This window comes from Kitasatospora sp. NPDC007106 (assembly GCF_040634455.1).
GTDB classification, from domain to species: domain Bacteria; phylum Actinomycetota; class Actinomycetes; order Streptomycetales; family Streptomycetaceae; genus Kitasatospora; species Kitasatospora arboriphila.
In genome coordinates this window covers 1-1,761 of record NZ_JBEYFP010001080.1, presented here as the reverse complement: position 1 = coordinate 1,761, position 1,761 = coordinate 1, and the positions used below count along the sequence as shown (strand labels likewise).

At 73.1% G+C, this 1,761-nt stretch carries 1 protein-coding gene; it reads right to left on the bottom strand.

Translation table 11 applies throughout. The annotated features are described in order from the left end of the window. Positions 1-548: 548 nt before the first annotated feature. Positions 549-1,761: DUF885 domain-containing protein (locus tag ABZ641_RS35955; protein WP_359988658.1), on the bottom strand; the 1,213-nt coding region annotated here is incomplete at its 5' end.

Genomic DNA, 1,761 nt, shown 5'->3' with positions numbered 1-1,761 from the left:
TTCGACAATCTCGACCTGCTCACCCCCAGCGACGCCCTCGGCACGGGCATCGACGGGCCTCAGACCGCCGCCGGCTCCGGCGCGCCCTACCTCCTCGTCCCCACCGACCGCGCCCTCGCCTTCGACCACGTCTTCGGCCCGACCCGCCGCACCTCGCTTCCCGAGGCCGCCTAAACCCCCAACCGCCCACAGGCGGCCACCCCTCCCGCGGGGCCTTCTCTGCACGCGGCGAGCTGGGACTGCGGCTGCGGGGCAACGTGGGGGCCGACCGGCCGGGCGCCGGATCGCATGTGCCCGCAGGCCACGCCCTGCCGGCTTCCCCCGCGCCCGCGTTCCTCACCCGCGCGTCACGCGCTCAGATCAGACCTGCGGCTGCCAGGACAGCTAGCGCCAGGCTCACTGTGGCGACGAAAGCCGTCGCACCATTGCGCACCCGCCCGGCCCAGGCAGTCGCGTGTCCCGCAGGGATCCAGGGGAAGCGGTGGCGGACGGAGAGAGCGAACGGGCCCGTCCCCAGTCTCGCGGGACGGTGCCCGTCGCCGGTGGGCCTAGAGTGTGGCGAGTTGGTCGACCAGGTCGTCGAGGCCGAGTGAGCCCAGGGCGAGTGCCTTCATGTGCCAGGTCTTGAGGTCGAACGCGGCGCCCTGCCGGCTGCGGGCGGCGTCACGCCCCCGCAGCCAGGCACGTTCGCCAAGCTTGTAGCCGATGGCCTGGCCGGGCCAGCCGAGGTAGCGGACGATCTCGCTGTCGCGCAGTTCGGCAGGGCTGCCGTTGTACGTGGCCATGAACTCCGTGGCGAGCTCGGGAGTCCAGCGCTCGCCGGGGTGGAAGCCCGCATCGGCGGGGATGGCCAGGCCCAGGTGCATGCCAATGTCGATGATCACTCGGATGGTGCGCAGCATCTGCTCGTCGAGGAAGCCGAGGCGGTGGGCGGGGTCGGTGAGGAAGCCCAGGTCGTCCATGAGCCGTTCGGCGTACAGGGCCCAGCCCTCGGTGTTGGCGCTGACCATGCCGAGGGTGGTCTGGTAGCGGCTGAGCCGGTCGGCGAGCGCTACCCACTGGGCGAGTTGCAGGTGGTGGCCGGGAACGCCCTCGTGGTACCAGACGCTGACGAGCTGCCAGGTCGGGAATGACTCCCGGCCGAGGGTGGGGAAGTAGGTGCGGCCAGGGCGGCTGAAGTCCAGGCTGGGACCGGAGTAGTACGGCGAGGCGGCACTGCCCGCCGGGGCGATCCGGGACTCCACCCGGCGCAGCGGTCCGGAGATGTCGAAGTGGGTGCCATCGAGGGCGGTGATCGCCCGGTCCATGACCGACTGCAGCCAGTCGCGGATCGCCTCCTCGCCCTTGACCGCGTGGCCGTGCTCCTCCAGGTGCCGCATCGCGGCGAGGGCGCCCGCGCCGGGCAGGACGCGTTCGGCCTCGGCGCGCATCTCGGCCGCGGTCCGGTGGAACTCGTCCCAGGCCCACGCGTAGGCCTCGTCCAGGTCGACGTCGGCGCCGGTGTGGTGGCGCACGGCGAGCCGGTAGCGCTCCCGGCCGACAGCGTCGGGGGTGTCGGCGGTGGCGGGCGCGTAGGTGTCGCGCAGCCAGTCGCGGAAGTCCGCGACGGCGGCGGTTGCGCGCAGGGCGGCGGCGTCCAGCTCGCCGCGCAGCCGCTCGGGCCCGGGGGAGACGAAGTCGGCGAACCAGCCCGCGCTGCCTGTGTCTTCGCCGGTCCAGGCGGTGAGTTGGTCGATGACCGCGGCCGCCTGGCGAGGTGCG